This window comes from Pseudonocardia sp. TMWB2A (assembly GCF_017312135.1).
In genome coordinates, this window is record NZ_QKQY01000002.1 from 6,356,693 (window position 1) to 6,382,017 (window position 25,325).

The 25,325-nt window shown below is 74.7% G+C and carries 27 protein-coding genes; 14 read left to right on the top strand and 13 right to left on the bottom strand.

What is annotated here, in order from left to right; translation table 11 throughout:
* Nucleotides 1–60 precede the first annotated feature (60 nt).
* The gene (locus DMP17_RS44335; RefSeq protein WP_337832620.1) at nucleotides 61–1,377 is read right to left on the bottom strand and encodes an MFS transporter; all 1,317 of its coding nucleotides are present in this window, start codon (nucleotides 1,375–1,377) and stop codon (nucleotides 61–63) included.
* Nucleotides 1,378–1,415: 38 nt separating this feature from the next.
* On the opposite strand from DMP17_RS44335, the gene DMP17_RS44340 reads away from it, so the two are divergent.
* Entirely contained in the window at nucleotides 1,416–2,603 is a 1,188-nt protein-coding gene (locus DMP17_RS44340; protein WP_337832621.1) for a class I SAM-dependent methyltransferase, read from the top strand.
* On the opposite strand, the gene DMP17_RS44345 is transcribed toward DMP17_RS44340, so the two are convergent.
* On the bottom strand, nucleotides 2,600–3,205 hold the full coding sequence (locus DMP17_RS44345) for a TetR/AcrR family transcriptional regulator (protein WP_226354997.1): 606 nt from the start codon (nucleotides 3,203–3,205) through the stop codon (nucleotides 2,600–2,602). The genes DMP17_RS44340 and DMP17_RS44345 overlap by 4 nt on opposite strands.
* A gap of 93 nt (nucleotides 3,206–3,298) precedes the next feature.
* On the opposite strand from DMP17_RS44345, the gene DMP17_RS44350 reads away from it, so the two are divergent.
* A complete protein-coding gene (locus tag DMP17_RS44350; protein WP_337832622.1) occupies nucleotides 3,299–4,747 on the top strand; it encodes an MFS transporter in 1,449 nt (482 codons plus the stop codon).
* Here the strand turns inward: DMP17_RS44350 and DMP17_RS44355 are convergent.
* Nucleotides 4,744–5,184: a VOC family protein gene (locus DMP17_RS44355; RefSeq protein ID WP_062399945.1), complete on the bottom strand. Its 441-nt coding sequence runs from the start codon at nucleotides 5,182–5,184 to the stop codon at nucleotides 4,744–4,746. The two genes, DMP17_RS44350 and DMP17_RS44355, sit on opposite strands and share 4 nt — an antisense overlap.
* A 193-nt stretch (nucleotides 5,185–5,377) precedes the next feature.
* Here DMP17_RS44355 and DMP17_RS44360 point away from each other — a divergent pair, with 193 nt between their 5' ends.
* Together DMP17_RS44360 and DMP17_RS44365 are read left to right on the top strand one after the other, a co-directional pair.
* Entirely contained in the window at nucleotides 5,378–6,391 is a 1,014-nt protein-coding gene (locus tag DMP17_RS44360) for an NAD(P)-dependent alcohol dehydrogenase (protein WP_226354995.1), read from the top strand.
* Nucleotides 6,388–6,945, top strand: coding sequence for a hypothetical protein (locus DMP17_RS44365; protein ID WP_226364595.1), 558 nt, complete (start codon nucleotides 6,388–6,390; stop codon nucleotides 6,943–6,945). Before DMP17_RS44360 ends, DMP17_RS44365 begins: the two co-directional genes overlap by 4 nt.
* A gap of 50 nt (nucleotides 6,946–6,995) precedes the next feature.
* Here the strand turns inward: DMP17_RS44365 and DMP17_RS44370 are convergent, their stop codons facing one another.
* The 3 genes from DMP17_RS44370 to DMP17_RS44380 are packed head-to-tail and all read right to left on the bottom strand — an operon-like array spanning nucleotide 6,996 to nucleotide 8,997.
* Nucleotides 6,996–7,739: a hypothetical protein gene (locus tag DMP17_RS44370; RefSeq protein WP_226354993.1), complete on the bottom strand. Its 744-nt coding sequence runs from the start codon at nucleotides 7,737–7,739 to the stop codon at nucleotides 6,996–6,998.
* Nucleotides 7,736–8,641 (bottom strand): ABC transporter ATP-binding protein, encoded by a 906-nt coding sequence (locus DMP17_RS44375; protein WP_226354992.1) that lies wholly within the window; start codon nucleotides 8,639–8,641, stop codon nucleotides 7,736–7,738. Before DMP17_RS44375 ends, DMP17_RS44370 begins: the two co-directional genes overlap by 4 nt.
* Nucleotides 8,638–8,997, bottom strand: coding sequence for a GntR family transcriptional regulator (locus DMP17_RS44380; protein WP_226364760.1), 360 nt, complete (start codon nucleotides 8,995–8,997; stop codon nucleotides 8,638–8,640). The genes DMP17_RS44375 and DMP17_RS44380 overlap by 4 nt, the downstream gene beginning before the upstream one ends.
* A gap of 122 nt (nucleotides 8,998–9,119) precedes the next feature.
* Here DMP17_RS44380 and DMP17_RS44385 point away from each other — a divergent pair, with 122 nt between their 5' ends.
* From DMP17_RS44385 to DMP17_RS44405, 5 genes are all read left to right on the top strand, one after another.
* Nucleotides 9,120–9,446 (top strand): ArsR/SmtB family transcription factor, encoded by a 327-nt coding sequence (locus DMP17_RS44385; protein WP_226364596.1) that lies wholly within the window; start codon nucleotides 9,120–9,122, stop codon nucleotides 9,444–9,446.
* Nucleotides 9,443–9,946: an SRPBCC family protein gene (locus tag DMP17_RS44390; RefSeq protein ID WP_226354990.1), complete on the top strand. Its 504-nt coding sequence runs from the start codon at nucleotides 9,443–9,445 to the stop codon at nucleotides 9,944–9,946. The genes DMP17_RS44385 and DMP17_RS44390 overlap by 4 nt, the downstream gene beginning before the upstream one ends.
* 43 nt (nucleotides 9,947–9,989) lie before the next feature.
* Nucleotides 9,990–10,937, top strand: coding sequence for a DMT family transporter (locus tag DMP17_RS44395; protein ID WP_337832623.1), 948 nt, complete (start codon nucleotides 9,990–9,992; stop codon nucleotides 10,935–10,937).
* Nucleotides 10,934–11,668, top strand: coding sequence for an ArsR/SmtB family transcription factor (locus DMP17_RS44400; protein ID WP_337832624.1), 735 nt, complete (start codon nucleotides 10,934–10,936; stop codon nucleotides 11,666–11,668). The genes DMP17_RS44395 and DMP17_RS44400 overlap by 4 nt, the downstream gene beginning before the upstream one ends.
* 100 nt (nucleotides 11,669–11,768) lie before the next feature.
* The gene (locus tag DMP17_RS44405; RefSeq protein ID WP_226364599.1) at nucleotides 11,769–12,455 is read left to right on the top strand and encodes a TetR/AcrR family transcriptional regulator; all 687 of its coding nucleotides are present in this window, start codon (nucleotides 11,769–11,771) and stop codon (nucleotides 12,453–12,455) included.
* 50 nt (nucleotides 12,456–12,505) lie between these two features.
* Here the strand turns inward: DMP17_RS44405 and DMP17_RS44410 are convergent, their stop codons facing one another.
* The 4 genes from DMP17_RS44410 to DMP17_RS44425 all read right to left on the bottom strand — a co-directional run bounded on the left by DMP17_RS44410 (nucleotide 12,506) and on the right by DMP17_RS44425 (nucleotide 15,227).
* Nucleotides 12,506–13,222 (bottom strand): hypothetical protein, encoded by a 717-nt coding sequence (locus tag DMP17_RS44410; protein ID WP_226364600.1) that lies wholly within the window; start codon nucleotides 13,220–13,222, stop codon nucleotides 12,506–12,508.
* Nucleotides 13,219–14,079, bottom strand: a complete 861-nt coding sequence (locus DMP17_RS44415; RefSeq protein WP_337832625.1) for an ATP-binding cassette domain-containing protein — start codon at nucleotides 14,077–14,079, stop codon at nucleotides 13,219–13,221. Before DMP17_RS44415 ends, DMP17_RS44410 begins: the two co-directional genes overlap by 4 nt.
* Nucleotides 14,080–14,245: 166 nt before the next feature.
* On the bottom strand, nucleotides 14,246–14,878 hold the full coding sequence (locus DMP17_RS44420; RefSeq protein WP_226354984.1) for a DedA family protein: 633 nt from the start codon (nucleotides 14,876–14,878) through the stop codon (nucleotides 14,246–14,248).
* Nucleotides 14,879–14,933: 55 nt separating this feature from the next.
* On the bottom strand, nucleotides 14,934–15,227 hold the full coding sequence (locus DMP17_RS44425) for a Dabb family protein (RefSeq protein ID WP_226354983.1): 294 nt from the start codon (nucleotides 15,225–15,227) through the stop codon (nucleotides 14,934–14,936).
* Nucleotides 15,228–15,290: 63 nt separating this feature from the next.
* Here DMP17_RS44425 and DMP17_RS44430 point away from each other — a divergent pair, with 63 nt between their 5' ends.
* Nucleotides 15,291–15,650, top strand: a complete 360-nt coding sequence (locus DMP17_RS44430) for a DUF1330 domain-containing protein (protein ID WP_337832626.1) — start codon at nucleotides 15,291–15,293, stop codon at nucleotides 15,648–15,650.
* 63 nt (nucleotides 15,651–15,713) lie between these two features.
* Here DMP17_RS44430 and DMP17_RS44435 read toward each other — a convergent pair whose 3' ends face one another.
* Together DMP17_RS44435 and DMP17_RS44440 are read right to left on the bottom strand one after the other, a co-directional pair.
* Nucleotides 15,714–17,891: a 3-hydroxyacyl-CoA dehydrogenase NAD-binding domain-containing protein gene (locus DMP17_RS44435; protein ID WP_337832627.1), complete on the bottom strand. Its 2,178-nt coding sequence runs from the start codon at nucleotides 17,889–17,891 to the stop codon at nucleotides 15,714–15,716.
* A gap of 23 nt (nucleotides 17,892–17,914) precedes the next feature.
* Entirely contained in the window at nucleotides 17,915–19,135 is a 1,221-nt protein-coding gene (locus DMP17_RS44440) for an acetyl-CoA C-acetyltransferase (protein WP_226354980.1), read from the bottom strand.
* A gap of 179 nt (nucleotides 19,136–19,314) precedes the next feature.
* Between DMP17_RS44440 and DMP17_RS44445 the strand changes: the two genes are divergently transcribed.
* Together DMP17_RS44445 and DMP17_RS44450 are read left to right on the top strand one after the other, a co-directional pair.
* Nucleotides 19,315–20,103: a MerR family transcriptional regulator gene (locus DMP17_RS44445; RefSeq protein ID WP_226354979.1), complete on the top strand. Its 789-nt coding sequence runs from the start codon at nucleotides 19,315–19,317 to the stop codon at nucleotides 20,101–20,103.
* Between the two features lie 30 nt (nucleotides 20,104–20,133).
* Nucleotides 20,134–20,571: an acyl-CoA thioesterase gene (locus DMP17_RS44450; RefSeq protein ID WP_073577845.1), complete on the top strand. Its 438-nt coding sequence runs from the start codon at nucleotides 20,134–20,136 to the stop codon at nucleotides 20,569–20,571.
* 20 nt (nucleotides 20,572–20,591) lie between these two features.
* Here DMP17_RS44450 and DMP17_RS44455 read toward each other — a convergent pair whose 3' ends face one another.
* Nucleotides 20,592–21,767: a fumarylacetoacetate hydrolase family protein gene (locus tag DMP17_RS44455; protein WP_337832628.1), complete on the bottom strand. Its 1,176-nt coding sequence runs from the start codon at nucleotides 21,765–21,767 to the stop codon at nucleotides 20,592–20,594.
* A gap of 151 nt (nucleotides 21,768–21,918) precedes the next feature.
* Between DMP17_RS44455 and DMP17_RS44460 the strand changes: the two genes are divergently transcribed.
* Entirely contained in the window at nucleotides 21,919–22,470 is a 552-nt protein-coding gene (locus tag DMP17_RS44460; protein ID WP_337832629.1) for a hypothetical protein, read from the top strand.
* A 73-nt stretch (nucleotides 22,471–22,543) separates the two neighbouring features.
* Nucleotides 22,544–25,228 carry an AAA family ATPase gene (locus DMP17_RS44465; protein WP_337832630.1) on the top strand — a complete coding sequence of 895 codons (2,685 nt, stop codon included), beginning with the start codon at nucleotides 22,544–22,546 and terminating at the stop codon, nucleotides 25,226–25,228.
* Nucleotides 25,229–25,325 lie beyond the last annotated feature (97 nt).

Here is a 25,325-nt window from a genome sequence, read left to right on the forward strand (position 1 = left end):
TCGGGACCAGCGGGACGGAGCGACCGGCACCGGTGTCACCCCGGCGGGCAACGCCCCAGGTCAGGACCGGGACGGGAGGGTCTCCGGCGCCCGCCACCAGACCAGCGCCGCGACCAGCGACAGCACCCCGGTCACGGCGAACGCCGGCCCGTACCCCCAGACCTCGGCGAGCGCCCCGGCCACCAGCGGCCCGGCGATCGCCCCGAGGTCGGCCGCCATCTGGAAGCCCGCCAGCACCGAGCCGCCGCGGGCGCGCTCCCCGATGACGTCGGCGACGGCCGCGTTGAGCGGCGGGTTCACCAGTCCGCTGCCGAGCCCCGCGACGAGCGAGAGCGCCAGGAACGCCCAGGGGTCGAGCACCCAGCCGAGGACGGCCGTCGACGCACCCGACACCGCGAGGCCGGCGATCAGCGGAGGCCTGCGGCCGGAGCGGTCGGCGAGACGTCCGGCCAGCAGCAGGGTCGCCGCGTTCCCGGCCGCGAACACCGACAGCGCGATGCCGCCGAACGCGTCCTCGCGCCCCAGCGCCTCGACCACCACCAGCGGGACCAGCGCGATGCGGACGCCGAACACCGCCCAGCCGTTCGCGAAGTTCCCCACCAGCGAGGCCCGGTAGGCACGGTGGCGCACGGCGTCGCGGAACCGGGTGCGCGGCGGGGGCGCCTCGTCGACCGGGCCCTCCGGCCGGCGCAGCAGCGGCCCGCCCACGACGATCACCAGCACCAGCAGCGCCGCGTAGATCAGGAACGGGGCGCGGACGTCGATCGCGGCGAGGGTGCCGCCGAGCAGCGGCCCGGCGATGTTGCCGAGCAGGAACCCGGTGGCCCACAGGCTCGTCGCGCGGCCCCGCAGGTGCGGCGGGGACAGCCGCACGAGCAGCGACACCGCCGAGATCGTGAACATCGTCGACCCGACGCCCGCGACCAGGCGCAGCGCGATCAGCTGCCAGTACGCCGTCGCGAAGGCCAGACCGGCCGTCGTCACGGCGACGACGGCGAGCCCGGCGACGAACACCCGCAGCTCGCCGAACCGGCCGACGACCGTGCCGGACAGCGGGGCGAACACCAGCCGGGAGAAGGCGAACACGCTGATCACGGCGGCGGCCGCGGTCACCCCGACGTCGAACGAGCGCGCGAACGCCGGCAGCACCGGCGCGACCAGCCCGAACCCGATGGCGATCGCGAACGCCGACCCGACCAGGACGCCGATCTCGCGGGGCAGCGCCGTCGCACCCCGCACCGTGGGGGGCTCGGGCACCGGTGCGCCGGGTACGGCGGGGTCGCGGCCGTCGTGCTCGACCACGTGCTCCTCCGCTCCGATGTCCCGGCCGACGACCGTACGCCCGGGGTCCGCGGCGGCCGACGCCGGTGCGGGCACACGACGGTGCCGGGGACGGCGCCGTGGACACTGTCGTCGTGGACGACGATCCGATCGCCCGGCTGGAGCGGCTCGCCGGGCCGGAGGGGACGGCGCTGCTGGACCGGCTCGCCGTCGCCGACCGGGACGGTGACGCCGCGCTCCGGCTGGGGACCGCGCTGCGCCGCGAGCACGACGCCGGGCTGGTCGCCGACGCCATGGCCCAGGCCGGGCTGCGGGACCGGGCCGCCCGCAAGTTCGCACGGGCGGCCCGGATGTGGTTCACGCGCGACGGGCTGGAGCAGGCGTCGTCGGAGGTGATCGCGCGGCACCGGGCCGCCCGCTTCACCGGGCGCGCGGTCGTCGACCTGTGCTGCGGGATCGGCGGCGACCTGGTCTCGCTGGTCGCGGCGGGCCACGACGTCACCGGCGTCGACCTGGATCCGGTGCACCTGTGGATGGCCTACCGCAACGCGGCCGTGCACGGCGGCTCGGCCCGGACGGTGCGGTGCGACGTGCGCGACGCCGACCTGTCCGGCGCCGACGGCGTGTTCGTCGACCCGGCCCGGCGCACCGGCGGCGGCCGGATGCGGACCGGCGAGTCCGAGCCGCCGCTGGACTGGTGCCTGGAGCTGGAGCGGCGGGTCGGCGCGGTCGGGATCAAGGCGGCACCGGGGATCGACCACGACACCGTCCCGCCGGCCTGGGAGATCGAGTTCCTCGCGCTCGGGCGCGAGCTGAAGGAGGCCTGCGCCTGGTCCCCCGCGCTGGCCGGCGCCCGCACGCGCGCCACCGTCGTCGACGACGACGGTGTGCACGACCTGCACGGCGAGCCGGACCCGCCGGACGGGGACACCGGGATCGCGGTCGGCGAACCGGGCGCCTGGCTGCTCGACCCGAACCCGGCCGTCACCCGGGCCGGGCTGGTCTCCGCCCTGGCCCGGGCCACCGGCACCGCCCGGATCGACCCGCGGATCGCCTTCCTGACCGGCGACGACGAGCCCCCGGCCACGCCGTTCGCGCGGCCGCTGCGGGTGCTCGACTCCCGCCCGTGGGACCAGAAGCGGCTGCCCCGGCTGCTGCGCGACCTCGACGTCGGCGCGGTCGACGTGCGGCGCCGCGGCCTGGCCGGTGACGTCGAGGCGATCGCCCGGAAGCTGCGCGGCCGCGGGTCGCGGCACGCCACCGTGGTGATGACCCGGGTCGACGACCGGCCGTGGGGCCTGGTCTGCGTGGACCCCCGCTAGGCGAAGCCCCGCCGGAGCACCTCGGCCAGCGTGCCGAACCGGGCCCGGTGGTCGGCCAGCACGACGTCGCGCTCCTCGCCGGCCAGCAGCCGTCGCGCGGTCCCGGCGAGGACCGCCGCGTAGCCGCCGACGAACAGCGCGGCGAGCAGGTCGCCGTCGCCGTCGAACGTCCCGTCCGCGGCGATCTCGGCGGCGAGGACACCCTCCAGCTCGGTGCCGATCTCGCGCGCCCGGGCCAGCAGCGACGGCGACGTCGCGACCGCCCGGTAGAAGGGCAGCGAGCGCGGGTCGGTGCCCGCCAGCGGGTGCCCGGCCTCGACCAGGTCGTCGACGGCGCGCCGCAGGCCGGCCGGCACGTCGTCGCCCCCGGGCCGGTCGCGGACCGCCGCGCGCAGCAGCTCGGCCGCCTCGTCGGTGCGGTCGAGGAACAGGTCCTCCTTGCGCGGGAAATGGTTGTAGACGGTCACGCTCGAGACCCCGGCCTCCCGCGCGACCTCGGCGACGGTCACCGCGTCGAACCCGCGCTCATGGAACAACCGGCCCGCGACCTCCGCGATCCGCGCACGTGTCCGCGGCCCGCCGCGCGGTCCCGTCCTGGGCATCCCGACCACCTCTCTTGACCGACTAAACTTAGTCAGTTAACTTACTCGTCGTGGGCCACGCCGACCCACCACCGTCGGAGGGAGGAACCCACCGTGCACGAGCCCACGTCCACCGCGTCCCCCGGGTCGCTCCGGGCGGCCTGGCCCGCCCTGACCGGCCTGTCCGCCGTCTTCCTGTTCGAGATGCTGGACAACTCCGTCCTGAACGTCGCGCTGCCGACGATCGGGCGCGACCTGCACGCCTCGGCCACCGACCTGCAGTGGGTCACCGGCGCCTACTCCGTGGTCTTCGGCGGGCTGATGCTGGCCCTTGGCGCGCTCTCGGACCGGGTCGGCCGGCGTCGCGTCATGCTCGTCGGCCTGGTCCTGCTCGCCGCGTCGAGCCTCGCGACCGCGTTCGTCACCACCGCGGGCGAGCTGATCGCCGTCCGGGTGGCGACGGGCGTCGCCGCCGCGATGACCACCCCCGGCTCGATGGCGCTGGCGTTCCGCCTGTTCCGCGACGACGACCTGCGCGTCCGCGCGATCAACCTCATCTCGACCGTCGGGATCGTCGGCCTCGCGATCGGCCCGACGGTCGGCGGGCTCGTCCTCGCGGTCGCCCCGTGGCAGGTGCTGCTGCTGGTCAACGTGCCGATCGCGCTGCTGGCGATCGTCGGGATCGGGCGCGGCATCGCCGCCGACGACCCGGCGTCGCTGCACCGGGTGCCGCTCGACCTCGCCGGCGCCGCCCTGGGCACGACGACGATCGTGTCCGCGCTGCTCACCCCCACCCTGTTCGTCGAGCACGGCTCCGGCTCGGCGCTGCCGTGGGCCGCGGGCGTCGTCGCCGTCCTCGCCGCGGTGCTGTTCGTGCTGCGCGAGCGCACCGCCCGCCACCCGCTGCTCGACCTGGCGCTCGTCGCCCACCCGCTGGTGTCGAGCGGGCTGGCCTTCAAGGCCGCGGCCGGCCTGGCGATCGCCGGGCTCGGCTACCTGGTGACCCTGCAGCTGCAGCTCGACCTGGGGTGGAGCCCCGCGGCGGCCTCGCTCGGGATGCTGCCGCAGGTGGTCGTCCTGCTCGCGGGCGGCGCGCTGGTCACCCCGTTCGTGCGGCGGTTCGGGTTCACCCGGGCCTCGTGGGTGGGCGCGGTCGCGATCGTCGCCGGGCTGGCCGTCTACACCGGCGTCGGCACCCTCGGCTACCCCGGGATCGCCGCCGCGCTCGCCCTCACCGCGGCCGGGCTGCGGGTGGTCGGCGTCGTCGCCGCCACCAACGTGCTGCGGGGCCTCCCCGAGGAACGCACCACGATCGGCGTCGCGCTGGTCGACACCGCCTCCGAGATCACCTCCGGGATCGGGGTCGCCGTCGCCGGGACCGCGCTGGCCGCGCTGTTCACCGGGCCGCTCGCCGCCGCGGGCTGGAGCCCGGAGCAGACCGGGCAGTTCCGGACCGGGACCGTCGTCGCCGGGGCGGCGCTCACCGTGCTCGCGGCCGCCCTGGTCGGCTGGGGCGTGCTCCGCGCCCGCCGGGCCGCCGTGGCCCCGGCACCGGTCGCCTAACCGCGGCCGGGGAAGTGGATGAACTCCAGCGCGATGCCGTCCGGGTCGCGGAACTCCAGCGTCGCGTAGCCGGTCGGGTCGGTCCGGTCGACGACGCCGCCGTGCGGCACCGTGAGGCTGTCCAGCCAGGCGGCCCAGGCGTCGAGGGTCGCGCGGTCGGCGACGCCGAACGCCAGGTGGTCGAGCGCGCCGCGGGGGCCGCCGCCGTCGCCGTCGGCCGGGGCGTGCAGCTCGATCATCACCCCGGTCACGACGTCGAGGAGCAGCGCCGCCTTCTCCGACGAGCCGTCGGCGGCGTCGTGGTGCGGGAAGGTCATCGGCAGCCGTTGCAGCCCGAGGACACGCTGGTACCAGAGCGCACTGGACTCCACGTCGGTCACGGCCGCCGACACGTGGTGGAAGCCGGTGACCGCCGGTCGTTCGATGGCCGAGCCCATGGGCGTCCTTCTCGTCGCCGGCCGCCCGCGGGGCGGCCGGTCCTCCCTCTCGTCGCGGAGCAGTACACCACCGGCGGACCTCCCGGGGGCGGACGACGTCCGCCGGAATGATCGACCGTGCGCGCACCGGTACGTCCGGCGCGGTCGGCGCACCGCGTTGCCCGGCCCGGCCGCGCGTGCCACCGTCGTGCCCGTGACGACGATCGCCGAGGTGCCGGAGTCGATGCGGTGCAGCGTGCTGCGTGCCGCCGGTGAGCTGGAGGTGCAGCAGCGACCGGTCCCCCGGCCCGGCCCCCGGGAGGTGCTGGTGCGGGTGGCGGCGGTCGGCACCTGCGGCTCCGACGTGCACTACTTCCGGCACGGCCGGATCGGCGACTTCGTGCTGCGCGAGCCGATGGTGCTCGGGCACGAGCCGTCCGGGCGGATCGTCGGCGTCGGGGAGGGCGTCGACGCGGGGCGGATCGGCGAGCGTGTCTCGCTGGAGCCGGGCGTGCCCTGCCGCCGCTGCCGGTACTGCCACACCGGCGCCTACAACCTGTGCCCGGACATGGTGTTCTTCGCGACCCCGCCGGTCGACGGCGCGTTCGCCGAGTACGTGACGATCGCCGACGACTTCGCCCACCCCGTCCCCGAGCACGTCTCCGACGACGCCGCCGCGCTGCTCGAACCGCTGTCGGTCGCGCTGTGGGCGAACCACAGGGCGGGCACCGGGGTCGGGTCGCGGGTGCTCGTCGCCGGGGCGGGGCCGATCGGGCTGCTCGTCGCGCAGGTGGCGGCGGTGCAGGGCGCCGCCGAGGTCGTCGTCAGCGACCCGGACCCGGCGCGCGCCGCACTGGCCCGCGAGTTCGGCGCGACCGACGTCGTCGCACCGGGCGCCGACGTGTCCCGTGTGGACGCCTTCGTCGACTGCTCCGGGGTGCCGGCCGCGGTGCTGGGCGGGCTGCCCGCGGTCCGGCCGGGCGGCGCCGCGGTGCTCGTCGGGATGGGTGCCGACGAGATGACGCTGCCGGTGTCGATGCTGCAGTCGCGCGAGATCACCCTGACCGGCACCTTCCGCTACGCCAACACCTGGCCCACGGCGGTGCGCCTGGCCGCGTCGGGCGCGGTGGACCTGGACCGGCTGGTGACCGGGCACGTCGACCTCGACCACGTCGGCGACGCCCTGTCCCCCGACGCGTCGCAGGTCAAGGTGGTCGTCCGGCCGTGAGGACGGTCGCGGACCGGGACTGGACCGACACGGTCGCCCGGCTCGTGCACGCCGCCCCCGCCGGGCCCGCCGGGAACCGCCTGGTCACCGTGGACGGGTTCTCCGGGGCCGGGAAGTCCACCCGGGCCCGCGAGCTCGCCGACCGGCTCGGGGCCCCGCTGCTCGAGATCGAGGACCTGTGCCCCGGCTGGGACGGGCTGCCCCGGGTCCCGGCGCTGGCCCGGCGCGGGATCGGTGACCCGCTGGCGGCCGGTACGACGCTGCGCTGGACGTCGTGGGACTGGGTGCACGACCGGCCGGGACCGGAACGCACGCTGGCGCCGGCGACCGTCGTCGTACTGGAGGGGTGCGGGAGCGGCGCGGCCGCACTGGCGCCGGTGACCTCGCTGGCGATCTGGGTGGAGGCGTCGGCGGACGAGCGGGAGCGGCGGCTGCACCGACGGGCGGACTGGCCGGGCTACGCCCCGTACCGCGACGGCTGGCGGCGCGCCGAACAGGAGCTGGCCCGCTCCGGTGGCGCACCGGAACGGGCCGATCTCGTGCTGGACGGCTGAGGGCGCGGCACCACCCCCCACGAGGGTGCCGGGCCCCGCCGGGTCCTCCGTCAGGGAGTCGCGCGGCGCAGCACCAGGTACCCGGCCCCCGCCGCGACCGCGGCGAGGATCAGCGGATAGCCGGCGAGCAGCGCCAGCGTCGGCGTCTCGACGAAGAACCGGCCGAACGCCCCCCAGGCGTCCTGCCAGGTCAGGAGCATCACCCCGGCCGCGACCACCAGCACGGGCACCAGGACAGCGGCCCAGATCCCGAGCTGTCCCCAGCGCCGGAACACCGCGCCGAAGAGCACGAACACCAGCGAGAGCGTCAGCAGCGGCACCCAGTACGCCAGCACCTGGGCGACCGGGTTCGACTGGCCCATGAAGCCCATCTCGAAGAACTCGACCCGCAGGCCCCAGCCGTCGGTGGCCCGCTCGACGGCCAGCAGCACGCTGAGCCCGATCGCGCTGACCAGGGTCTCGGCGGCCACCAGCAGGACGGTGCCGAGGTAGAAGTGCCGTCGCGTGATGCCCAGGCTCAGCGCGAACGGCATCACCTGGGTCATCAGCGCGAGGTAGGTGCTGGCCAGGATGAAGAAGAACGAGGTCAGCGCGCCGGTGTAGCCGGTCGGCTCGTCGCCGCCGTTGCTGCGCACCACCCACCACACGGTCTGGTGCAGCACGAAGACGACCCCGAGGATCAGCCAGGCCATCCCGAACCGGCGGCCCCAGTTGACCGTGCCCATCCGGATCGCGGCGCGCACCCGGGCGGGCGCGGCATCGACCGGGCTGCGGTCGGCGGTGACGGCGGTCATGACAGGACCTCCTCGGCGACGCCGGCGCCCGGCGCCGCGCTGTGCTGGGTCGTACGGACGACGAGCTGCTGCAGCGAGACCGGCTCGAACTGCAGGTTCGGCTCGGTGGGGCCGGTGCGGGTCGGCGCGACCCCGGAGAGGGTGACGCGCAGGAAGCCGCCGAGGCGCTCCCGGTGCAGCTCGGTGTGGCCGCGGGCGAACCGCTCGACCGACTCGGCGGGCCCGGAGACGGTGACGGCCCGGCCGCGCAGCGCCTCGGCCTCCTCGTCGATGAGCACGCGGCCCCGGTCGATCAGGACGACGTGCTCGATCAGGTCGGAGACCTCGTCGATCAGGTGCGTCGAGAGCACGACGGTGCGCGGGTGCTCGGCGAAGTCGGCGAGCAGGTGGTCGTAGAACATCTGCCGGGCGACGGCGTCGAGGCCCAGGTAGGGCTCGTCGAAGAAGGTCAGCGGGGCCCGCGAGGCCAGTCCGATGATCACCCCGACCGCGGACTGCTGGCCGCGGGAGAGCTTCTTGCAGATCCGGGTGAGCGGCAGCCCGAACTCCCCGACGAGCCGGTCGGCGAAGGCCTGGTCCCACTGCGGGTACACGCTCGCGGCGGCCCGGAGCGCGTGGTGGACCCGGTACTCGTCCGGGTACTTCAGCGACTCGCGGATGAAGCAGGTACGGGCGAGCACCCGGGCGTTCTCGTAGGGCTGCTCACCGAAGATCTCGGCGCGCCCGGAGGTCGCGAAGTTCTGTGCGGTGAGGATCTGCATCGCGGTGGTCTTGCCGGCGCCGTTGCGGCCGAGCAGCCCGTGGATGCGGTTCTCCTCCAGCGCGAACGTCACGTCGTCGAGCGCGGTCACGTCGCCGTAGCGCTTCGTGACGCCGTGCATGGCGATCACGTCGGTGCTCATCGGTCGTCCCCCCAGACGTCGATCATCTTCTTGAGCTGCTCGGGGTCGATGCCGAGCTTGCGGGCCTCGGTGACCAGCGGAGCGATGTACTGCCGGGCGAAGTCCTCGCGACGGCTCTCCAGCAGCCGGGACCGTGCCCCCTCGGCGACGAACATGCCGATCCCCCGTCTCTTGTAGAGCACGCCCTGCGCGACCAGCTGGTTGAGACCCTTCGCCGCGGTGGCCGGGTTGATCCGGTGGAAGGCGGCGAGCTCGTTGCTGGACGGCACCTGGGTCTCCTCCGGATAGGTCCCGTCCACGACGGCGGACGCGATGTCCTCCGCGATCTGTGCGAACAGCGGGCGTCCGTCGTCGATCACGGCGACCTCCCGGTGCCGTAGTGTAGTGGTTCGTTACTCATGTAATGAACCATAGCGGCGACGAACCGATCCGTCCAGAGGCCTACTATTTCCGTTCCAAGTTATATAAGCTCGGGGTTGTGGAAGCGTTCGACGTGCTGGGCGACCCCGTCCGGCGGCGCATCCTGGAGCTCCTCGCCGGCGGCGAGCGGACGGCAGGGCGGGTGACCGAGGTCGTCCGCACCGAGTTCGGGATCTCGCAGCCGGCCGTCTCCCGGCACCTGCGTGTGCTGCGGGACAACGGGTTCGCCACCGTCCGCGCGGAGGGGACCCGGCGGCTCTACGCGGTCGACCCGTCCGGGCCTGCTGCGGCCGAGCAGTGGCTGGCCGGGCTGCGCGGCTTCTGGGCGCACCGGTTCGACGCGCTCGACACCGAACTGGCCCGTGGATCGAGGAGGAACCCGTGACCGATACCGGAGGCCGTGCCGGGGAGGTGGTCCGCGGCACCGACGGGCGTGCCGTGCTGCGGTTCCGCCGCGTCCACGACGAACCCGTCGCCGACGTCTGGTCGGCAGTCACCGACCCGGACCGCTGCGCGCGGTGGTTCGGGCGGTGGAGCGGCGACGGGCGACCCGGCGGCACCGTCGAGCTCGTCCTGACCAGCGACGAGGACGGCGGCGGCGCCCCGTCCACCGTGCTCGTCCGGGACTGCGATCCCCCGCACCGGCTGGTCGTCGACATCCGGGAGGGCGACGGCGAGCCGTGGGAGCTGTCGGTGACGCTCACCCCGGAGGGCGGGGGCACCGTGCTCGTGTTCGAGCAGGTACTGCCCGACGGGTTCTCCCCGGCCGACGCCGGCCCGGGCTGGCACTGGTACCTCGACCGGCTCGCCGCGGTTCTGGCCGGGGCGCCGATGCCGGACTGGGAGGCGACCCTCGCGGCGACGTCGCCGTACTACCGCAGCTGAATTCGGTGCACACCGAAACGTCGGGCGCCTAGCGTCGCCTCCCGTGACGGGAACAGGGATGCGGGTCGCCGCGGCGGCCGGGGTGACCGTGCTGGCGTGGGCGTCGGCGTTCGTGGCGATCCGGGCGGTCGGCCCCGCGTTCGGCGCCGGCGCGCTCGCGCTCGGACGACTGGTGGTCGGCGGGGCGGCGCTCACGCTCGCGGTGCTGGCGTCGCGGTCCTGGGTCCGGCCGACCGCGCGGGAGTGGCTGCTGATGGTGGTGTGCGGGGTGAGCTGGTTCGCGGTGTACAACGTCGCGCTCAACGCGGCGGAGGAACGTCTCGACGCCGGGACCGCGGCGATGCTGGTGAACGTCGGACCGATCCTCATCGCGCTGTCCGCCGGCGTCGTGCTGCGGGAGGGCTTCCCGCGCCCGCTGCTCGCGGGCGCCGGGATCGGGTTCGCCGGCGCGGTGCTGATCGGGTTCGCCACATCGGGCGCCGGTCCGGCCGGCGCCGGGGGTCCCGTGGGCGCACTGCTGTGCCTCCTGGCCGCCGCGACCTGGACGATCGGGGTGCTCACCCAGAAGCCCGTGCTCCGGCGCCTGCCCGCGGTGCAGGTCACCCAGGTCTCCTGCGTGGTCGGCGCGATCACCACCCTGCCGTGGGCCGGGGACCTGGCCGACGCCCTCGGCACGGCGTCCGGACCGGAGGTCGCCGGGATGGTCTACCTCGGGCTGGTGCCGACGGCGCTCGCGTTCGGGACCTGGGCGTACGCCCTGTCGCGGACCGACGCGGGGCGGCTCGGCGTCACCACCTACCTCGTCCCGACGCTGGTGGTCCTCATGGCGTGGCCGGTGCTCGGGGAGCTGCCGCCACCGCTGGCGCTGCTCGGCGGGGTGCTCGCGCTGACAGGGGTGGCGCTGTCCCGCCACCGGGGGCGACCGGTGCGGGAGAGCCGGGTCGCGGCAGGCGGGGTGCCGGGGTCCGGCGGGGACCGGGGCACTCGGTGACCGGCGCTCCCGGCACGGGCGGCGTCCGCGGCTCCGGGGGCCCGATCGACCCGGCCGCCCTCGCCGCCCGGGCCGCGCTGCTCGCGGACCGGACCCGGGCCGCGTTCTGCCTCGCGCTGATCGACGGTCGCGCCTGGACCGCGGGCGAGCTGGCCCGGCACGCCGGCGTCGCCCCGTCGACGGCGTCGGCCCATCTGGACCGGCTGGTCGACGCGGGCCTGCTCGTCGCCGAGCGGCAGGGCCGGCACCGCTACCTGCGACTCGGCGGACCGGACGTCGCGCGCACGATCGAGACGCTCGCCGCGGGCACCGCGCCCGCCCCGGCGGCCCCGACGCTGCGGGCCTCGCGCGCCGCGGCCAGGCTCGCCACCGCCCGGACCTGCTACGACCACCTTGCAGGCACCCTGGGTGTCGCGCTCTTCGACGGGCTCGTCGCCGACGACCTGCTCGCGACCGGCGACGGCCTCGCCCTCACACCCGCCGGGCGGCTGTGGTTCGACGGGCTCGCCGGACCGGATGCGCTCACCCGCCGCGGCCGCCCGGTGGTGCGGGCGTGCCTGGACTGGACCGAGCGCCGCCACCACCTCGCGGGGACGGCGGGCGCGGTGCTGTGCCGGGCCCTGTTCGACCGCGGCTGGGTCGAACGCGGCCGCGACCGGCGGTCCGTGCGCCTCACGGCGTCGGGTCGCACCGCGCTCCCGGCGCTGGTCGGGGTGGCACTGCCGGACTGACGGCAGCGGAGACCCACCGGGGCGACGGCCACCGAACGAGATCACCGCTCTTCGATCAGCTCAGCGCTCGGGGAACAGACCGATGCTCTACCGTGGCCGCGTGAACGCCTCCCGCACCGCCCGCGAGCGGGCCCGCGCCGAGCTCGTCGCCGAGATCACCGCGGCAGCCCGGCGGCAGCTGGCCGAGACCGGCGCGGCCGCGTTGTCCATGCGTGCGGTGTCCCGCGAGATCGGAATGGTGTCCTCGGCGCTGCACCGCTACTTCCCCACCCGCGACGACCTGCTCACCGCCCTGATCGTGCAGAGCTACGACGGGCTCGCCGACGCCCTCGCCGCGGCCGATCCCGGCACCGGCCCGGCGGAGCACTGGCGGGCCGTCGCGCACGCCGTGCGCGGCTGGGCGCTGGCCCGTCCGCACGAGTACGCGTTGATCTACGGCTCCCCCGTGCCCGGATACCGCGCGCCGACCGACACCGTCCCTGCCGCGGCACGCGTCCTGGAGCCGCTCGCCCGCGCCCTGGGCGCCGCGCACGCCGCGGGCACCCTCCCCGAGGCGCCCGCCCCGGACCCCGCGCTCGCCGCCGACGCCGCCCGCGTCCGCGCCGCGCTGGACCTCCCTGACTTGTCCGACGGGGCCGTGCTCGCCGCCCTCACCGCGTGGACCGGCCTGTTCGGGCACCTCTCCTTCGAGCTGTTCGGCCAGTTCGACAACGCCGTCGACGCCCGCGACGCCCTGTTCGCCGGCACCGTCGAGCGCCTGGGCCGGGTCGCGGGCCTGGTCCGCTGACCGGCCCGTGAACGGGGCCGGCCAGGGCGGGACGGTCGGGTGGGACGGGGTCAGCGGCGCAGGCGGCCGGCGAGCCGGCCGAGACGTGCGCCCAGCTCGCGCAGCCCGCCGCCCTGCTCGACCCGGACCACCAGCGCCGTCGCCGCCACCGCCACCAGCAGCGCGACGACCAGGTCGCCGAACGGGCCCACCCCGAGCCGTCCGCTCCCCAGGGCCGCGGCCGCGGTCCCGACCGGCGGCAGCCACGACTGCGTCCCGGTCACCACGAGCACGACCAGGGCACCGATCAGCGCGACACCCTCGTTGCGGACCACCGGCCGGGAGAACACCGACCCCACCGCGGCGCCGGTGATCCCGCAGGCCAGGTGGGCGAGCAGCCCGTCGAGCAGGCTCCCGGTCGTCGCCGTGCCCCAGGCCGCGACCACGCCCCACACCACGGCGAGCAGCCCGAGCAGCGCCACGCCCGCCGTCGCGGCGATCAGCACGCCGGCCGCGACCGGCCAGGGGCCGCCCGCGGCGGACAGGGTGACGGTGCGGGCGTCGTCGTCCTCGGACTCGGCAAGCGCGTGCGCCAGCCAGGCCCCGACCGGGTAGAGCAACAGCGCGCTGGCCGCCCACGGCGCGGGCAGCGGGCCGGGCGCGCCGCCGAACAGCACGGCGAGGGCGCCGGCGTAGAGCACCAGCGGCGCGACGAAGCGTTCGGTGCGGCCGACGTCCTCGCCCAGCAGCATCGCCACGGCGAACGCCGAGCGCACCCGCCGCCTCACCGGCCGCCCTCCCGGGGAGCCGGGCGGACCGGCCGCACCGAGCGGACCGCGCAGCCCGCGGCGAGCGCGGCCGCCAGCCAGGCGTCGCTCTCGGGGGCGGGGACCCGCACGGTGAACCGGCCCGGCGCCGCGCCCTCGACGCGGGCCGGTGGCAGCACCCGTTCCAGCAGCGGGCGGGGGTCTCCCGCACAGGCCATGTCCAGGCGCATCATCGCCCCGGGCGGCGGAGCGGTCGGCAACGGCACGGAGTCCGGATCGGAGGCGGTCGCGATCCGGCCCTCGCGCAGCCGGTGCAGACGGGCGCCGGGCAGACCGGCCGCGGTACCGGTGTGGTCGGTCAGCAGGGTCGGGGCGGCGCGGGCGGTGAGCAGCCGGGTCAGGGCGTCCGCGGCGTCGTCGTCGAGACCGTTCCAGGGTTCGTCGAGCACGAGCACACCGGGCTCGCAGGCCAGCGCCTGCACCAGCCCGACCTTGCGGGCGTTGCCGGTGGACAGGTCGGCCATCGGCTCGTCGTCGTCGCCGTCGTACCCGAGCTCGGTCAGCAGCACCTCGGCGCGGTCGGCGGCGTCGTCGATGTCGACGCCGCGCACCCGGGCGATGTGGTCGAGCCAGCGTCGCGGGGTCAGCTTGCGGGCGGCCGGGAACCGGTCGGGCAGGTAGCCGACGACCTCAGGGACGTCCTCGACCACGCCCGCGGTCGGGGCGAGCGCACCGGCGGCGATCCGCAGCAGGGTGGACTTGCCCGCGCCGTTGCCTCCCCGCACGACGGTCGGCACGGCCGGGTCGACGTCGAGGTCGGCACCGCGCAGGGCGACCGCCCCCGACGGGTGGGTGTGGTGGATCCCGACCAGGCGCACCCGACCACCTCCACCGCTCGTCGCCGCCCGTGCGTGACGATCAGGTTCGCACAGCGGCGCGGGCCCACGGCCCGGCGGTGGCACGGCGGTACGGCCCGTGGCGGGACCGGTACGCAGGGCTGTCGTGATCACCCGCCCGGCGCAGCCGGGCGTCGGCTCGGCGCGTTCAGCCGGTCCCGGTCGACACCCCGGCGTCGCGGTGGCGGCGCTGCCGGAGCTTCCGCACGACCAGCCACACGATCACCGCCGCACCGAGCACGGCGACGACCTTGCTGATCGGCGACATGTAGACCTCGATGACCTCCCAGCGCTCGCCGAGCACGAACCCGAGGTAGACGAACAACGCGTTCCACACGCCGCTGCCGAGCGCGGACAGCGCGGTGAACCGCAGCAGCGGCATCCGGGCGATCCCGGCCGGGATCGAGATGAGGCTGCGCACGATCGGGATGCAGCGCCCGCCGAGGACGAACCAGTTCCCCCAGCGCTCGAACAGCGCGAGCCCCTTCTCCAGGTCCTTCTGGCTGGAGACGACGAACCAGCGGCGGCCGCAGAGCCGGTGCACCCGCTCGTAGCCGAGCCAGTGCCCCAGCGCGTAGAGCACCAGTGCACCGGCGACGGCACCCATCGTGGCCGCCGCCCAGACGCCGACCGGGCTCATCGCGCCGGTCGAGGCGCGGAAGCCACCCAGCGGGAGGATCACCTCCGACGGGATCGGCGGGATCACGTTCTCCAGGAAGATCAGCAACCCGATGCCGGCGGCGCCGAGCCGGTCCACGATGTCGAACACCCACTGCGTCACGCACACCATGGTGCCTGATGGGCGCGTCCGTCCTGTTGGTCCGGTTCCTCCCCGGTCAGGGCAGGCGGAACTGGATCCGCTCGATCGACGAGCAGAGCGGGGCGAACAGCTCGCGGCGGATCCGGTTGTGCTCGTCGTCGGCGTCGTAGACGCGGTAGGACTCCTCGTCGGGCAGGTCGAGGGTGAGCACGAAGTGCGCGTTGCCCTCGCGCAGCCCCAGGTCCAGGCCGGCCTTCAGGTCGAGGTCGAGGCCCTCGATCCGCAGGTCGCGCAGCGCCTGCAGCCCCTTCTCGATATCGGCCGGGGCCACGTCGTCCTTCAGCCGGCCGACCACCACGTTGCGGATCATGTCCCGGGCTCCTTCCGTCGTCGTCCGGGGCTCTCCCCCGCCGACCGACCCTAGACTCGGCCGATGGCAGTGAACCCGACCGGCGCGGACATGAAGGCCTTCCTCGCCGAGGACCCCGACCAGCCGATCGTGATGCTGAACCTGCTCCGCTTCGCCGAGGGCGGCGAGGCCCGCTACGACGACTACGTCACCCACTTCCGGGCCACCGCCGCCCGGTTCGGCGCCGAGGTCGTCTACTTCGGGCGCGGGCTGGCACCGGTCGTCGCCGAGCCGGGCCAGGAGTGGGACGCGGTGCTCCTGGTGTCCTACCCGAGCCGGCGGGCGTTCTCCGAGATGGTCCGCGACCCCGGCTACCAGGAGGGGACCCACATCCGGACCGAGGCGCTGGTCGAGGCGACGCTGCAGCCCACCGTGCCCCGCTGAACGGAGCCGGAACGCACGGACCCCCGCCGGCCAGGGGCCGGCGGGGGTCCGTGTCGGGCGGGATCAGGCGGCCGCGGTGGCCGACTCCCCCTTCGCCGCGCGGTCACGCAGCGACTGCGGGACCTCGAAGCGCTCGCCGTACTTCGCCTTCAGCTCGTCGGCGCGGGCCACGAAGCCGGCCGGGCCACCGGGGTAGCCCTCGATGTACTGCAGCACACCGCCGGTCCAGGCCGGGAAGCCGATGCCGAAGATCGAGCCGATGTTCGCGTCGGCGACGGTGGTCAGCACACCCTCGTCGACGCACTTCACGGTCTCGATCGACTCGATGATGAGCATCCGCTCGGACAGCTCGTGCAGGTCGACGTCGTGGTTCGTCGCGCCGAACTGCTCGCGCAGGCCGGGCCAGAGGCCGGTGCGCTTGCCGTCGGCGTAGTCGTAGAACCCGGCGCCGGTGCTCTTGCCCTTGCGGTCGAACTCGTCGACGAGCCGGTCGATCACCGGGTCGGACGGGTGCGGGGTCCAGGTGCCACCGGCGGCCTCGACGCCCTTCTTCGTCTCCTCGCGGATCTTGCGCGGCAGCGTGAGGGTCAGCTCGTCCATCAGCTGCAGCACCGGGGCCGGGTACCCGGCCTGCGACGACGCCTGCTCGATCGTCTGCGGGTCGATGCCCTCGGCGATCATCGCGACGCCCTCGTTGATGAAGGTGCCGATCACGCGGCTGGTGAAGAAGCCGCGGGAGTCGTTGACGACGATCGGGGTCTTCCTGATCCCCAGCGTCAGGTCGAACGCCTTGGCCAGGGCCTCGTCGTTCGTTCGCTCACCCTTGATGATCTCGACCAGCGGCATCTTGTCGACCGGCGAGAAGAAGTGCAGACCGATGAAGTCGTCCGGGCGGTCGACGCCCTTGGCCAGCTCGGTGATGGGCAGCGTCGAGGTGTTCGAGCACAGGAGCGCGTCGGAGTTGATGTACTTCGCGGCCTCGCGGAACACCTCCTGCTTCAGCTCGACGGACTCGAAGACGGCCTCGATGACGACGTCGCAGCCGGCGAGGTCGGCGTAGTCGTCGGTCGGCAGGATGCGACCGAGCAGCGCGTCGCCCTTCTCCTGCGTGGTCTTCCCGCGCTTGACGCCCTTCTCGACGAGACCCTGCGAGTAGGCCTTGCCCTTCTCGGCGGCCTCCTTCGAGACGTCCTTGAGGACGACGTCCCAGCCGGCGAGGGAGCAGACGTAGGCGATGCCCGCGCCCATCATCCCGGCGCCGAGCACGGCGACCTTGGTCGGCTGCCACTTCGCGGGGCCGTCCGGGCGGGACTTGCCGCCGTTGATGGCGTTGAGGTCGAAGAAGAACGCCTTGGTCATGTTCTTCGAGACCTGGCCGGTCACGAGCTCCGCGAAGTAGCGGCCCTCGATCTTCTGCGCGGTCTCGAAGTCGACCTGGCTGCCCTCGACGGCCGCCGCGAGGATGTTGCGCGGGGCCGGCATCGGCGCGCCCTTGAGCTGCTTGCGCAGGTTCGCCGGGAACGCCGGGAGGATCGAGGCCAGCGACGGGCTCGACGGCGTGCCGCCGGGGATCCGGTACTTCGGCTGGTCCCAGGGCTGGGTGGTGTGCTCGGGGTTGGCGAGCACCCAGGCGCGGGCCTTGTCGAAGGCCTCCTCGCGGGTGGCCGCGAGCTCGTCGATCAGGCCGAGCTCGAGCGCCTTGGCCGGCTTGTGCCGCTGGCCCTGCGCGAGGACGTTCATGAAGCCGTTGGCGATGCCCAGCATGCGGGTGACGCGGGTGACGCCGCCGCCGCCGGGCAGCAGGCCCAGGCTCACCTCGGGCAGGCCGTAGACGACGCCCTTCGCGTCGACGCCGACCCGGTGGTGGGTGGCGAGCGCGATCTCCAGGCCACCGCCCAGCGCGGTGCCGACCAGCGCGGACGCGACCGGGCGGCCGAAGGTCTCCAGCTTGCGCAGCTGGGCCTTGACCTCGGTGACCAGCTCGAAGATCTTCCCGGCGTCGTCCGGGCCGGCGGCCGAGAGCTGCTCCAGGTTCCCGCCGGCGAAGAAGGTCTTCTTCGCCGAGGTGATGACGACACCGACGATGTCGTCCTTGTTCTTCTCCAGGTCGTCGACGACCTCCCGCATGGCCTCGCGGTAGGCGTCGTTCATGGTGTTGGCGCTGCTGGCGGGGTCGTCGAGGGTGACGACGGCGATGCCGTCGCTGTCCTTCTCCCAGCGGACGGCCTTCTGCTCACTCACTGCTTGTTCAGTCCTTCCGGGATTCAGACGCGCTCGACGATGGTGGCGATGCCCATGCCGCCGCCCACGCACAGCGTGGCCAGACCGCGGCGCAGGTCACGGCGCTCCAGCTCGTCGACGAGGGTGCCGATGATCATCGCGCCGGTGGCGCCGAGCGGGTGGCCCATCGCGATGGCGCCGCCGTTGACGTTGGTGATCTCGTGCGAGATGTCCATGTCGCGCATGAAGCGCAGGGCGACGGCCGCGAAGGCCTCGTTGATCTCGAACAGGTCGATGTCGCCGACCGACAGCCCGGCCTTGGCCAGCGCCTTGCGGGCGGCGGGCGCCGGACCGGTCAGCATGATCGTCGGGTCGGCGCCGGACAGCGCGGTGGCGACGATGCGGGCACGCGGGGTCAGGCCGTTGGCCTTGCCCGCGGCCTCGGTGCCGATCAGGGTGAGCGCGGCACCGTCGACGATGCCGGAGCTGTTGCCCGCGTGGTGGACGTGGTCGATCTTCTCGACCCAGTGGTACTTCTGCAGCGCCACGGCGTCGAACCCGCCGTCGCGGCCCATCATCTCGAAGGACGGCTTGAGCCCGCCGAGCGCCTCGACGGTCGCGCCGGCACGGATGTGCTCGTCACGGTCGAGGACGGTCAGGCCGTTGCGGTCCTTGACCGGGATGACCGAGTTCGCGAAGCGGCCGTCGGCCCACGCCTTGGCGGCGCGGGTCTGCGACTCGACGGCGAAGGTGTCGACGTCGGTGCGGGACCAGCCCTCGAGCGTCGCGATGAGGTCGGCGCCGATGCCCTGGGGCACGAAGCCGGTGGTGTACGCGGTGTCGGGGTCCATCGCCCAGGCGCCGCCGTCGGAGCCCATCGGCACCCGGCTCATGCCCTCGACGCCACCGGCGAGGACGAGCTCCTCCATGCCGGAGCGGACCTTCTGCGCGGCGGTGTTCACGGCCTCCAGGCCGGAGGCGCAGAAGCGGTTGAGCTGCACACCGGCGACGGTGTCGGGCAGCCCGGACGCGATCGCGGCGGTCTTGGCGATGTCGCCGCCCTGGTCGCCGATCGGCGAGACGACGCCGAGCACGAGGTCGTCGATGGTGTTGGTGTCCAGGTCCGGGTGACGCTCGCGGACCGCGTCGATCAGCCCGGTCACCAGCGAGATCGGCTTGACCTCGTGCAGCGAACCGGAGGCCTTGCCCCGTCCGCGCGGTGTACGGATCGCGTCGTAGATGTAGGCCTCGGGAATCTCGCTCATCCGAACCTCTCGTGGGGTGGTCGACACCGGGGCGGTACAGGCGGCACTGCCCCTACTTACTGGTAGCTTTTGTTACAGCAGCGCTGTCACATGGGTCAAGACGGACCGGGGTCCATGTGACACGGATGATGTCACACCGGCACTGTCATATCGAGCGGACGACCCGTAACCTGCTCGCCATGTCCGCCGCCATCGACAGCTCCGCGGGGAGCCCGACCCCCGACGACGGGGATCTCCTCACCGTCGACCAGCTCGCCGAGCGGACCGGGATGTCGGTGCGCACCATCCGCTTCTACGCGAGCAAGGGACTCATCCCGGCGCCCCGGCTGCGCGGCCGCACGGGTCTCTACGACGCCGCGCACCGCGCCCGGCTGGAGCTGATCGGCGAGCTCACCGGGCTGGGCTTCACCCTCGCCGCGATCGAACGGCAGCTGGAACGGGTGCCGCTGGAGACCACGCCGGAGGAGCTGGCCCTGCAGCGCGCGCTGCTCACGCCCTGGCTGCCCGAGGTCGACGAGGAGCTGGACCGGGCCGGGCTCGACCGGCGCGCCGGCCGCCGCCTGTCCGACGACGACGTCACCACCCTCGAACGGCTCGGTGCCCTGACCCGGCTGCCCGGCGACGGCCCGGCGACCGTCCGGCTGCACGGGGCGGTCGCGCTCGGCTCCGCGCTGGAGGCACTGGACTCCGGCCTGCCCCCCGAGCTGTGGAAGCGTTCGCACGACCTCATCGAGCGGCACACCGCCGCGCTCGCCGAGGACCTGATGACGCTGTTCCAGGACGAGGTCCTGCAGCCCTACCGGGACCGCGGCCGCCCCGCCGACGAGCGACGACGGCTCGCCGCCGCCTTCTCCCGGCTCAAGCCGATCACCGTGCAGGGTGTCGTCGCGGCGTTCGGGCGGGCGGTCAACCGGGCCATCCGGGAGCGCGTCGACTCCTCCGGGGGCTCCGACCGGCACGAGGGGTGAGCCCGGCCGGGTGAGTCGTAGCATCGGCCCATGGCGAGCTTCGAGTTCCCGGTCCGGGTGCGCTACCACGAGGTCGACGCCCAGGGCGTCGTCTTCAACGCCTGGTACCTGGCCTGGTTCGACGAGGCGATGACCGAGTTCCTCGAGTCCCGCGGCCTCACCTACCGGGCGATGCTCGACGCCGGCTACGACGTCCAGCTCGTCCACACCGAGCTCGACTGGCGGGCCGGGGTCGGATGGGGCGAGGACGTCGTCGTCGCGGTGTCGACGGCGCGGATCGGCCGGACCAGCTTCGCGCTCGACTTCCAGGTCCGCGCCCTCGACGACGCGGGCGAACGCATCGTCACCTGCGACTGCCGCACCGTCTACGTGGTCATCGCCGTCGACGGCAGCGGCAAGCAGGAGGTGCCGGCGCTGATCCTGAACGCGCTCGGCGACCCCGAGCCGCTGATGCCGCTGCGCCCCTGAGCACCCGCCGGCGCCGGCGGTCAGGCGCCGCGGATCCGGCCGCGGACCTCGCCGAGGGCGACCCGGCCGCCGTCGCGGGCGGGCGCGGTCGCGGTCATCACGACCTCGTCGCCGTCCTCCAGCCAGGTGCGCGAGGCGCCACCGGCGAGCACGACCGGGTCGCGGCCGTTCCAGGACAGCTCCAGCATCGAGCCGAACCCGCTGCGCTCCGGGCCGGAGACCGTGCCCGAGCCGAGCAGGTCACCGGCGCGCAGCCCGGCGCCGTTGCACGTCAGGTGGGCCACCATCTGCTCCGGGGACCAGTACAGGTCCCTCGCGGGCGGGGACGCGAGCAGCTCGCCGTTGACGTGCACGGCGAGGTCGAGGTCCAGGCCGAGCGCGGGCTCGCCCGGGGTGAGGTAGGGCAGCGGCGCGGGGTCGTGCGCGGGCAGCGGGACCCGGGCCGCGGACAGCTCGTCGAGCGGGGTCACCCACGCCGAGATCGACGTCGCGAACGACTTGCCCAGGTGCGGGCCGAGCGGGCGGGACTCGAAGAACTGGATGTCGCGGGCGGACCAGTCGTTGAGCAGCACGACGCCGAAGACGTGGTCGGCGGCGTCGTCGATCCCGACCGGGCCCGGGACCGGCCCGCCGAGGACGAAGCCGAGCTCGGCCTCGAAGTCGAGCTTGGCGCACGGACCGAAGTCCTCGGGCCCGCGCTGCCCCGACGGACGCGCGACCGGGGTGCCGGTAACTCGGACCGTGCCGGAGCGGCCGTGGTACCCGACCGGCATCCGCCGCCAGTTCGGGGTGAGCGGGTCCTCGGCGTCCGGACGGAAGATCAGTCCGGCGTTCCGTGCGTGCTGCTCGCAGGCGTAGAAGTCGACGTAGTCGGCGACGGCGAAGGGCAGCACCGGGACCAGTCCCTCGTCGGGCAGGCGGTGCGCGGCAGCCCGCTCGTGGTCCTCGCGCCAGCCGCGCAGCCACTGGACGACCTCGCGCCAGGCCGGGGCACCGGCGTCGAGCAGCGGGGTCAGGTCGGGCGCGGTCAGCAGGTCCGGGTACGGGCCGCGCTGCGCGGTGGCCAGCGATCCGACGTCGAGCAGGCCGCCGTCGGGCAGCGGGCAGGCGATGCGCGAGCTCCCGGGGCGCCCCTTCCCGGCGACGGCGCCGAGCGCGAGGGCGGGAACGGTCGTCGGCGGTGGCGCAGTCGTCACGGTCCCCGACCGTAGGCGATCCGGCGACGGCGTGGGTGCGGGAACTCGCCGCGGTTGTCACGCGTTCGACCGGTGTGCCCGGTCCGTCCGGATCGGACACCTACCGACACACCACCGGGAACGCACCCGGAACGCAGGAGGACACCCGCAGATGGGTCTGCTCGACAAGCTCAAGGAGCGCCTCACCGGAGGCGCGCAGGCACAGCCGCAGCAGGGCTTTGGGGGCGCGCCCCACCACGGCTACGGCCGGGCGCAGCAGCAGGATCCCGACCAGCAGGCGATCGAGCGCTACCGCTACATGCTCCGCACCGCCCCGCCGGAGCAGGTGGAGCAGGCGCACGCGGAGGCCTTCGCGAAGCTCACCCCCGAGCAGCGGCAGGCGGTGCTGAACGACGTCGGCGCGCAGGTCCCCGAGGCCGAGCGGGCGCGGTCGACCGACCCGCAGGAGCTGGCGCGGATGGCGACCCGCGCCGAGATGCGCAACCCCGGCACGATGGAGCGCTCGCTCGGCGGCGGCCGCGGCCCGGGCATGGGCGGGATGATCGCCGGATCGCTGCTCGCGGGTGTCGCGGGCGCGTTCATCGGCACGGCGATCGCCGGCGCGATGTTCGACGACGCCGGTGCCGGTGAGGACGTGGCCGCGGCCGAGGACCCCGGCTTCGACGACGGCGGCATGGACATGGGTGGTGACTTCGACTTCTGAGGTCCCCCGGCGCGGACGCGAGGGCACCGAGCCCGCGCGTCCGCGCACGGGCGACGCACTAGCGTGGGCGCGTGTGGACGTCGGCACCCCTCCCGCGCTCACGGGCAGGCGGAGCGAGGTCCGGCGCCTCGAGGAGCTGATCGGCGCCACGCGGGCGAGGACGGGCGGCGCGCTGGTCCTGCGTGGTGAGGCGGGCATCGGCAAGACGGCGCTGCTCGACCACGCCCGCCGGGCCGCCACCGGACTGCGGGTGATCGACGCCGAGGGTGCGGAGTTCGAGTCGGAACTGCCCTTCGCCGCCCTGCACCAGCTGTGCGCACCGTTGATGGAGCATCTCGACGACCTGCCTGCCCGGCACCGTGAGGCCCTCCGGACCGCGTTCGGCCTGGCCCAGGGTGAGCCCGACCCGTTCCGCGTCGGGCTGGCGGCCCTGGAGCTGCTGGCGTCCGCGGCGCGGGACCGCCCGTTGCTGTGTGTGGTCGATGACGCGCAGTGGCTCGATGTGGCGTCGTCGCGGGCGTTGGCGTTCCTCGCCCGGCGCGTCGCCGCCGAGCCGGTCGCCCTGCTGTTCGCCGTCCGCCTGCCGGTGGCGGGAGGCGAGCTCGACGAGCTGCCGGGGTTCGTCGTCGACGGGTTGGGCGACGCGGACGCGCGTTCCCTGCTGGCCGCCGGGAGCTGCGTGATGCTCGACGACCAGGTGCGCGACCGCCTGCTGGCCGAGGCACGCGGCAATCCGCTGGCCCTGCGCGAGCTCCCCAGGGCCGGCGGCTTCGCTCCACCGGACGCCTCGTCGGTGCCGAGCCGGATCGAGCGCAGCTTCCGGGCCAGGTCGGCCGGGCTGCCCGCCGACGCACAGCTGTTGCTGACCGTCGCCAGTGCCGACCCGACCGGCGATGCGGCTCTGCTGTGGGCCGCCGCGCAGCGGTTGGCCATCGACGTGCCGCCGGCCGGCACGGCCGCGGCCGCCACCGGTCTCGTCGAGTTCGGCACCCGCATCCGCTTCTGCCATCCGCTGGCCCGGTCCGCCGTGTACCGGGCCGCGGGCGCCGAGCAGCGCCGGGCGGCCCACCGGGCGCTGGCCGAGGTGGTCGAACCGGCCATGGACCCGGACCGGAGGGCGTGGCACCGGGCCCAGGCCTGCGCCGGTCCCGACGACGAGGTCGCCGCCGAGCTGGAGCGCTCGGCGTCCCGCGCGCGCTCCCGTGGGGGCGTCGCAGCCGCTGCGGCATTTCTCGAGCGTGCCGCGGCCCTGTCGCTGGACCCGGCCGAACGGGTCGAGCGCACGCTCGAGGCCGCCCGGGCCACGCTCGAGGCGGGTGCCACGGACACGGCCGCGGAGCTGCTCACCACCGTCGACGACGCGGTGCTGGACGACACCCGGCACGCCACCGCCGACCTGCTGCGCGGGCAGGTCGCCTTCGTCCGCCGCCACGACGGGGACGGCCCGTCGTTCGTCCTGCGCGCCGCGCGACGGCTCGCGGACCTCGATCCGGCCCGGGCCCGGGACTGCCTGGTGGACGCCCTCGAGATGGCGCTCGTCGTCGGCCGGGCCGGTGGCGTGCTGGACCGGGTCCTCGACGCGGCCGGGCCGGCGCATCCCACACGCCCCCCGGACGTCCTGGACGCGCTGACGCCGCTGACCACCGACGGACACCGCGCCGCGGTCCCGCTGCTGCGGACCGTCCTCGACGGGGACGACGGCCCGCTCTGGACCCACCGCCCCGCGCTCGCCTCGGTACTGGCGGTGGAGCTGTGGGACCCCGACCTGCACGGGGAGATCGTCGAGTGGCTGGTCAAGTCCGGTCGCCAGTCCGGGTCGCCGCTCGTGCTGCGCCTCGGGCTCGCGCTGACCACCTCCCACTCCGCGTTGACCGGTGACATCGGGCAGGCGATGGCCGCGATCGCGGAGGAGGCGGCGATCGCCGACGCGGTCGGGCTGCCGCCGGTGCTCTACCCGCGGCTGTACCTGGCGGCGATGCGGGGCCGCCGCGGGGAGGCCGACGAGGTGTTCCGGTCCGCCGCCGCGGAGGCCGAAGCGGACGGCGGGGAGCAGCTCGTCGTGACGGCGGACTGGGCCGCAGCGGTCCTGAACAACGGCTCGGCCGACTACCCGGCCGCACTCGCCGCGGCCCGGCGGGCCGTCGCACACGACGATCTCGGACCCGCCGCCTTCAGCCTGCCCGAGCTGGTGGAGGCGGCCGTGCGCTGCGGCGAGGACGACACCGCCGCCGCCGCACTGGAGACGTTGACCGAGCGCACCGAGGCCGCGTCCACAGGGACCGGGCTGGGCATCGCGGCGTACGCGCGTGGCCTGGTGACCGGCGTCGAGGGTCACTACCGGGAGGCGATCGAGCTCCTGGCGGACAGCCCGCTCCTGCCCTACCGCGGACGGGCCCACCTCCTCTACGGCGAATGGCTGCGGCGCGAGGGCCGCCGCCGGGACTCCCGCGAGCAGCTGCGCACCGCCCACGACCTGTTCTCCGGCGCCGGGATCGAGGCGTTCGCCCGCCGGTCCGCCGACGAGCTGCGGGCCACCGGTGAACGGGCCCGCAAGCGGTCCGGGCACGGCTTCGACCAGCTCACCATGCAGGAGATGTCCATCGCCCGGCTGGTCGCCACCGGAGCGACGTCCAACGAGGTCGCGGGCCGGCTGTTCCTGAGCCGGCGCACCATCGATGCGCACCTGCGCAACATCTTCCGCAAGCTGGACATCACCTCCCGCCGTCAGCTCCGGGACCGGCCGGACATCCTCAGCTGATCGGGGACCGGGCGGCCGGTCCGGAGGAACCCTCCGCGGAGTGCGTAGGTAACTCTTGCCGACGCGATGCCCGTGCTGCGCGGGAGACGGTCTGTCC

Excerpts from the sequence above, each read along its gene's own strand:
- DMP17_RS44440 (WP_226354980.1), bottom strand. The coding sequence starts at position 19,135 with ATGAGCGAGATTCCCGAGGCCTACATCTACGACGCGATCCGTACACCG.
- DMP17_RS44445 (WP_226354979.1), top strand. The coding sequence starts at position 19,315 with ATGTCCGCCGCCATCGACAGCTCCGCGGGGAGCCCGACCCCCGACGAC.
- DMP17_RS44430 (WP_337832626.1), top strand. The coding sequence starts at position 15,291 with ATGGCAGTGAACCCGACCGGCGCGGACATGAAGGCCTTCCTCGCCGAG.
- DMP17_RS44345 (WP_226354997.1), bottom strand. The coding sequence starts at position 3,205 with ATGCCCAGGACGGGACCGCGCGGCGGGCCGCGGACACGTGCGCGGATC.
- DMP17_RS44355 (WP_062399945.1), bottom strand. The coding sequence starts at position 5,184 with ATGGGCTCGGCCATCGAACGACCGGCGGTCACCGGCTTCCACCACGTG.
- DMP17_RS44370 (WP_226354993.1), bottom strand. The coding sequence starts at position 7,739 with ATGACCGCCGTCACCGCCGACCGCAGCCCGGTCGATGCCGCGCCCGCC.
- DMP17_RS44375 (WP_226354992.1), bottom strand. The coding sequence starts at position 8,641 with ATGAGCACCGACGTGATCGCCATGCACGGCGTCACGAAGCGCTACGGC.
- DMP17_RS44425 (WP_226354983.1), bottom strand. The coding sequence starts at position 15,227 with ATGATCCGCAACGTGGTGGTCGGCCGGCTGAAGGACGACGTGGCCCCG.
- DMP17_RS44460 (WP_337832629.1), top strand. The coding sequence starts at position 21,919 with ATGGGTCTGCTCGACAAGCTCAAGGAGCGCCTCACCGGAGGCGCGCAG.
- DMP17_RS44450 (WP_073577845.1), top strand. The coding sequence starts at position 20,134 with ATGGCGAGCTTCGAGTTCCCGGTCCGGGTGCGCTACCACGAGGTCGAC.